The sequence below is a fragment of the Candidatus Accumulibacter vicinus genome (assembly GCF_000584955.1).
In the GTDB taxonomy this organism is placed as follows: domain Bacteria; phylum Pseudomonadota; class Gammaproteobacteria; order Burkholderiales; family Rhodocyclaceae; genus Accumulibacter; species Accumulibacter vicinus.
In genome coordinates this window covers 20212-27025 of sequence record NZ_JDSS02000022.1, presented here as the reverse complement: position 1 = coordinate 27025, position 6814 = coordinate 20212, and the positions used below count along the sequence as shown (strand labels likewise).

General features: G+C 66.7%; 5 protein-coding genes. 1 reads left to right on the top strand and 4 read right to left on the bottom strand.

The genetic code is table 11. From position 1 onward, the window contains the following. Positions 1 to 221 precede the first annotated feature (221 nt). The 4 genes from CAPSK01_RS10485 to creB all read right to left on the bottom strand — a co-directional run bounded on the left by CAPSK01_RS10485 (position 222) and on the right by creB (position 4876). Positions 222 to 1295, bottom strand: coding sequence for a glycoside hydrolase family 3 N-terminal domain-containing protein (locus CAPSK01_RS10485; protein WP_273703480.1), 1074 nt, complete (start codon positions 1293 to 1295; stop codon positions 222 to 224). Between the two features lie 9 nt (positions 1296 to 1304). Then, positions 1305 to 2657: a cell envelope integrity protein CreD gene (gene creD / locus CAPSK01_RS10480; RefSeq protein WP_034926127.1), complete on the bottom strand. Its 1353-nt coding sequence runs from the start codon at positions 2655 to 2657 to the stop codon at positions 1305 to 1307. Positions 2658 to 2750: 93 nt separating this feature from the next. Beyond that, entirely contained in the window at positions 2751 to 4178 is a 1428-nt protein-coding gene (gene creC / locus CAPSK01_RS10475; RefSeq protein ID WP_034926126.1) for a two-component system sensor histidine kinase CreC, read from the bottom strand. An 11-nt stretch (positions 4179 to 4189) separates the two neighbouring features. Then, positions 4190 to 4876 carry a two-component system response regulator CreB gene (gene creB / locus CAPSK01_RS10470; protein ID WP_034926134.1) on the bottom strand — a complete coding sequence of 229 codons (687 nt, stop codon included), beginning with the start codon at positions 4874 to 4876 and terminating at the stop codon, positions 4190 to 4192. Between the two features lie 296 nt (positions 4877 to 5172). Here creB and CAPSK01_RS10465 point away from each other — a divergent pair. Further along, positions 5173 to 6814: NADPH-dependent 2,4-dienoyl-CoA reductase (locus CAPSK01_RS10465; protein WP_034926124.1), on the top strand; the 1642-nt coding region annotated here is incomplete at its 3' end.

Genomic DNA, 6814 nt, shown 5'->3' with positions numbered 1-6814 from the left:
GGCGGGCGCCTGGGACGGCCAGGCCGGCTTGTCCGCCTGGCCGTCCAACCGGCGCAAGTCGATCAGCCCGTCACCGTTGCCGGCAGCTCCCGCCGCTGATTCACGGTCCTTCCCCCCGCGCCGCCAGAGAAATCCCGACCAGCAGCATCACCCACCCGACTCCCTGCCATCGCGCGAACGCCCTGAGCAGGAACGGAGTATCGACCGTGACGGCAAGCTCGTCAAACATCCGGGGCCACCGATCCTCCCGGTCGCTCCGGTGCGCTTTGCGCGGAGAACAAGGCCGAACGGCACGGGCTGCCAGGGCCAAATTGCTGCAGGCGCTGGCTGCTGGCCTGCAGCATCGCACGCTCGATCTGACCGCTGGCCAGTGCCCGGGCGGCCCCGGTGATGGCACGAAAATACTGGTCGGGGTCGTAGGAGACCAGGAGCAGATCGACGCCGGCCGCCAGCGACTGTGCCGCGACGCGGCCGATTCCCTGGCGGTACACGGCGCCCATGTTGAGATCGTCGGTGATCAGCACACCGCGATAGTTCCATTGCTGACGCAGGATGGTCTGCACCACGCTGCGCGAATGGGAAACGGCATGTTCGGGGTCCACCGCCGGCAAAACGACGTGGCCGAGCATGATCGCCGCGCACGCGCGGGTACTGACACTGCGGAAGGGCTGCCAGTCGCCACGCAGTTCATCGATGCCCGCTGTCAGCGTGGCGCGCCGCCAGTGCGTGTCGGCCCGCACGCGGGCGAGTCCGGGAAAGTGCTTGAGGGTGGCGCCGACACCGGCACTGGCCAGACCATCCACATAGGCCCGGGCGACCTCGCTGACCACGGCCGGATCTTCGTCGATGGCTCGGTCGCCGATGCGGGTCAGGAAGTCGACGGCGGAGTCCGGCTGCGCCGGCCGCAGGTCAACCACCGGCGCCAGGTTGAGATTGACACCCAGCGCCGCCAGCGCTCTCCCTTGTCGCTCGCCGTAGGTTCGTGCCCGCATCGCAAGCGTTGCCGGTGACGCTTCGCCGACCAGGCTGGACAGTGCGGGCAGCCGTTCCAGCCATGGCGAGAGGTGGGCAACCGGCCCACCCTCCTGGTCGGCGGCCACAATCAACGGCGGCAGGCCGGCGGCACGGCGGAGGTCCTGAAGCCTGGCGATCCCGGCGGCGAGGGTGGCGACATTGCCCGCCCGCAGGTTGCGCCGCGTCAGGTAGAGGCCGCCGATCAGGCCACTGGCCGCCAGTGCTTCGACCTCTTCCAGGGCACGAAAACCGACGATGAAGTGCCTGCCGAACCGGAGCATGACGAGGGCTCATTCGGTCGGCCGGGCAGCGAGCGCCGGGCCGATCCGGTACCAGTCGATGCGCCGCGTGGCCAGCATGATCGCGCCAAGTGCCAGGAAGAGCAGCACGCTGCCCATCAGCAGCGAGTTGTCCTCGGAGAGCAGGACGCCGTAGAGCACGCCGTAGAGACCGGCCAGCGCCGCCGCAAAGGTATAGCCCTGGCGGCGATCACCGAGCGCGCCTGCCAGATAGGTTCCGATCAGGGCAATACAGGCCGATGCGGCGATGGCGTAGGCGGCAACGAAGGGCAGGTGCTCGGAGAGCGCGATCAGCAACAGGAAGAAGACCGCCAGCGCCAGTCCGACCAGCAGATACTGCAAGGGGTGAATCGGCGAGCGACGCAGAACCTCGCTGAGGAAGAATCCGGCGAAGGTCAGTGTAATGAACAGGATGCCGTATTTGACGGCGCGCTCGGATTGCAGGTAGACATTGACCGGATCGATGAAGAGGATGTCGAGCACTTCGGGATTCGGCCCGCCCTTGGCGGCCGCCAGGGTGTTGGGAAAACTGCGCGCCAGATGCGACACCTCCCAGCGGGCGGTGAACCCGGCGTCGCTGATGCTGCGCTCGCGCGGCAGAAAGCGGCCCGCAAAGCTCGGGTGCGGCCAGTCCGACTTGATCGCGATGGTGTTCGCTTCCGCGGTCGGCGCGATGGCCAGTCGCTGGGTGCCGGTCAGTTGCAGGGGAAAGTCGAAATCGAACGAGGTCGGCGCGTCGAGGGCGACCTTCCCGAGCGGGATGGCCAGGCGTTCGCCCGCCAGCGCGTCACCGTTTTGCGCCGAGCCCTTGGGGGTCGAGAAGCGACGACTCTTGCCGCCCAGGTTCACCAGCGGATCGTTGTCTACGCCGCGCGGGTCGGAAACGCCGAGCAGCAGCGTCGCCTCGGCGCTGACGATGCTGCGCTGGCCATCGAGACCGAGGTGTACGGGCAGCACGAAGCGCCCCGCGACCATCAGGTCGAGGTGATAGAGCCGGGCCTGGTAGATGCCCCGCTGGCGGGTTTCGACGCGGGCCTCGCCGGTCAGCTTCAGTGTCTCGGCCGGCAGATACAGGCGACGATCGACGAAGCGCGGCGTGCTCCTGGTCCGGCCGGTGGCGGGGTCCTCCTTGACTTCGGGCTCGATCTGTTCCCGGTAATCAATTGCGAGTACCGGCCCGGTAAGCGTTTGCGGGCCGGCAGCGCTATTGGCGATGCTGCGCTGAACCTCTTCCTGACGCGAGCTGCGCTGGCGGATCTGATCCTCGATGAGGGCCAGAGGCACCAGCAGCAGGAGCGACATGAAGCCGATGGCGACGAGTTTGAGAAGCAGTTTCTTGTCCATGAAGTTCTCCCTGGTGGATGGTGCAGGGAGTCTCGATCACTTCGGTGAACGGATGAAGAAGCGGCGGTGAAGCCCTGTGAATCGAGGGTGAAGTCAGGCCGACGGCAGCAGCAGGCGGGCCACTGCACCGCCCTCGGGATGGTTGGCGAAATCGGCTTCACCGCCGTGCAGGCGCGCGACTTCGCGTACCAGCGCGAGCCCCAGGCCCGAACTCTTCTGGCCGCTGGCGGGGCTCGCCAGCGAGTAGAAACGGTCGAAGACCTGCGGCAGGGCGTAGTCCGGAGCACCGCTGCCATGATCGCGAACCGATACCTCGGCGCGTTGATCGCGACGCTGCAGGGCGATTTCGATGTTTCCTCCGGTCGGCGAAAAGGCGATCGCGTTGTCGAGCAGGTTGAGCAGCGCCTGCTGCAACAGAAAAGGGTCGCCACGCACGCCGAGCGGCTCGCCGATGGCGAGCGCGCAGCTCAGCCGGCGGGCCTGCAGCGGCAGGCTCCGCTCGTCGACGCAACACTGCAGCAGCTCGCTGAGGTCAACCTGGACTGCGTCTTCCGGTGCCTGCAGTTGCTCGACCCGCGCCAGCATCAGCATTCGCTCGATGATCCCCTGCAGGCGGCGCGCCTGCTCGCCAACACTGAGCGCAAAACGACGCCGATCGTCGTCGGCAGGGCAGCCTTCGAGGATTTCGGCCGCGCCGATGATGGCCGAGAGCGGGCTCTTCATTTCATGCGCCAGGTTCTGCACGTAACGTTCGACGTATTGCTTGCCTTCGAGGCGTTCGCGCATCAGCGCCAGCGCGCGTGCCAGCTCGGAGAACTGACGGCCGCCGGAGGTCGGCGGGTTGGCCTGGCGGCCTTCGGAGACCTCGCGGGCGTAGATCCGCAAGCGGTTGATCGACCAGCTCAGCCAGGCCGAGAACACCGCCCCGATCAGTGCCGAAGCGGCCAGCAGGATGTAGCCGGCGCGTTTCACGCGTTGTTCGGCGTGGCCGACGTAGGGCAGGACGCTGGACAGCGGCTTGGCCACCGAGAGTACGCCGAGCAGCCGCCCCTGGTGACGAATCGGTGCGGCCACGTACATCACCGACGAGCTGGCGTCGTCGGCCTGCGCGCGCGTGCTGCGGGCGCCGTATTCGCCCTTGAGCACGCGCGCCACGTCGCGCCATTGCGAATAATCGGCGCCCAGGGCCAGACCCTCGGAGTCGAAGACCACCCGACCCAGGTCGTCGGTGATGTAGACGCGAAAGTCGATGCTGTCCTTTTGTACGCCCCAGATGCTTGCCTGCGGCGAACGCTGGCGCGCCGCCGCCAGAGCCCTGGCGAACTCGCCATCGGCGATCCTGCCGCTGGCGAGATCCGGCGCTGCCAGTTCGGCGAGGACATGCGCCGTATCGACCAGGGTTTCTTCGGTGGCCTGGCGGATTCCCGGCTCGGCCTCGCGCATGAAGATGTTGAGCACGAACCACGCTGCCAGGCCGACGATCAGGAAATAGCCGATGAACAGGCGAACGGAAATGTTCATCGGCGACCGGCCTAGCGAACGGCGATGCTGTAGCCCAGACCGCGGTGGGTCCGGATCGGCTCCTCGTCGGCCCGCACCGCCCGCAGCTTGTTGCGCAGCGTCTTGATGTGGGTATCGACGGTGCGCTCCAGGCTTTCACCGCAATCCTGCCAGACGTTCTCCATGATCTGGCCGCGACTCAGAATGCGCCCCGGCCGTGTCAACAACAAGGCCAGCAGGAGATACTCGTAGCGCGTCAGATCGAGCCAGACACCGTGGTAGGCGATGCGCAAGCCATCGCCATCGACTGTGAACCGTGCCGGCGGCGCGGTGATCGCAGGGGGAGCTGCGAGCCACTCCGGCCGGGTGCGGCGCAGGATGGCGCGGACGCGGGAAACCACCTCGCGGGGACTGAAGGGTTTGGCCACGTAATCGTCGGCGCCGAGTTCCAGGCCGACGATGCGGTCCACCTCGTCGGATCGGGCGGTGAGAAAAATCACCGGCACATCCGAGCGCCGCCGCAGGACACGACAGACGTCGAAGCCGCTCATGTCCGGCAGCCCGACGTCGAGGACGACCAGGTCGTGATCGCCGGCACCCAGTCGGGCCAGCGCTTCGGCGCCGAGGGTACAGCAATCGCTGGCGAAACCGTCGGCTTGCAGGGCATAGGCCAGGGTATCGGAAATCGCGGGTTCGTCGTCGACGATGAGGATACGCATGGCCGAGATGGTAGTGCATTCCGCGCCCGGCGTCGCCACCCGCTCGCCATTTCAGGAAACCGGGCAGGATTTCCAGGGCATCAGACGCCTGCCTGCCGCGTCTCGCTGCGATTGGCTGGCGACTCAGGACGACACGCCCGGCGCCGACCACGGGCGCGGGAATGCGCTGATCCTTGCCATTCTGCGGACTCCACACTTGCATCCAGACAGCCAATCCCCGATAATCCAACAAGCGATTGCTTGCTTAATTGTTGATCACTTGCGCTACGCCCAACCCGTTCCAGGAGACTGTTCGAATGCACCATCCCCCTTATCCCCACCTGCTTGCTCCGCTCGACCTCGGTTTTACGACGCTGAAGAATCGCGTCCTGATGGGCTCGATGCATACCGGCCTCGAAGAAGCCCCGCAAGGCTTTGCCCGTCTCGCCGCCTTCTATGCCGAGCGCGCGCGTGGGGGCGTCGGGCTGATCGTGACCGGCGGCATTGCGCCCAACCAGGACGGGGTGGTGATGCCCGGCGCGGCGGTGCTCGAAAACGAGGCGCAGGCCGAAAAGCACCGGCAGGTCACGACCGCCGTCCACCAGGCAGGCGGCAAGATCGCCCTGCAGATCCTGCACACCGGCCGCTACGCCTATCATCGCGGAGCCGTCGCGCCGTCGGCGGTACAGGCGCCGATCTCGCCGATCCGCCCGCGCGAACTCAGCGAGGAGGACATCGAGCGGACACTCAAGGATTACGCCCGCTGCGCCAGCCTCGCGCAACTCGCCGGCTATGACGGGGTCGAGGTGATGGGGTCGGAAGGCTATCTGATCAACCAGTTCATCGCCCAGCAGACCAACTTCCGCGAGGACGGCTGGGGCGGCTGTTTCGAGAACCGCATCCGCCTCGCCGTCGAATCGGTTCGGCGCGTGCGCGCGGCAAGCGGGCCGAACTTCATCATCATTTACCGCCTGTCGATGCTCGACCTGGTCGAAGGCGGCAGCACCTGGGGTGAGATCGTGACCCTGGCCAAGGCGATCGAGGCTGCCGGCGCAACGCTGATCAACACCGGGATCGGCTGGCACGAGGCGCGCATCCCGACGATCGCCACGATGGTCCCGCGCGCGGCCTTCGTGTGGGTCACCAAGCGCCTGATGGGCGAGGTGGACATCCCGTTGATCACCACCAATCGGATCAATACGCCGGAGGTCGCCGAGGAAGTGATCGCTTCCGGCTGTGCCGACATGGTCTCGATGGCTCGCCCCTTCCTCGCCGATGCCGACTTCGTGAACAAAGCCGCCGCCGGGCGCGCCGACACGATCAACACCTGTATCGCCTGTAATCAGGCCTGCCTCGACGAGATCTTCGCCGGCCGGCTCACTTCGTGTCTGGTCAATCCGCGCGCCTGTCGGGAAACCGAACTGTTGATCGAGAAGGCGGCCGTGCCCAGGCGGATCGCCGTCGTCGGCGCCGGGCCGGCGGGAATGGCCTGCGCGCTGACCGCTGCCGAACGGGGCCATTGGGTCACCCTGTTCGATGCAGCGGCGGAAATTGGCGGGCAGTTCAGGTTGGCGCGCCGGATCCCGGGCAAGGAGGAGTTCAGCGAGACGCTGCGCTATTTCGATCACCGCCTGCAAGAGGCGGGGGTCACCCTGGAACTCGGCAAGCGTTGCGAAGCTTCCGATCTGGCCGATGCCGGCTTCGAGCATGTCGTTCTCGCCACCGGGATCGTGCCGCGGCAGCCTGAGCTGCCCGGTATCGGGCACGAGAAGGTGATCTCGTATGTTGACCTGATCGAAGGCTTGCGCGTCGCTGGCGAACGCGTGGCGATCATCGGTGCCGGCGGCATCGGCTTCGACGTCGCCGAGTTCCTGACCCATACCGACGAGGATCGCGACGAACTCGAGCGCTTCCAGGGCGAGTGGGGGATCGACCCCGAGTTCGCCAACCGCGGCGGCC

What these genes read in the sequence shown, in the direction of transcription:
- creD (WP_034926127.1), bottom strand. Translation starts at nt 2,657, where the DNA reads ATGGACAAGAAACTGCTTCTCAAACTCGTCGCCATCGGCTTCATGTCG.
- creB (WP_034926134.1), bottom strand. Translation starts at nt 4,876, where the DNA reads ATGCGTATCCTCATCGTCGACGACGAACCCGCGATTTCCGATACCCTG.
- creC (WP_034926126.1), bottom strand. Translation starts at nt 4,178, where the DNA reads ATGAACATTTCCGTTCGCCTGTTCATCGGCTATTTCCTGATCGTCGGC.
- CAPSK01_RS10485 (WP_273703480.1), bottom strand. Translation starts at nt 1,295, where the DNA reads ATGCTCCGGTTCGGCAGGCACTTCATCGTCGGTTTTCGTGCCCTGGAA.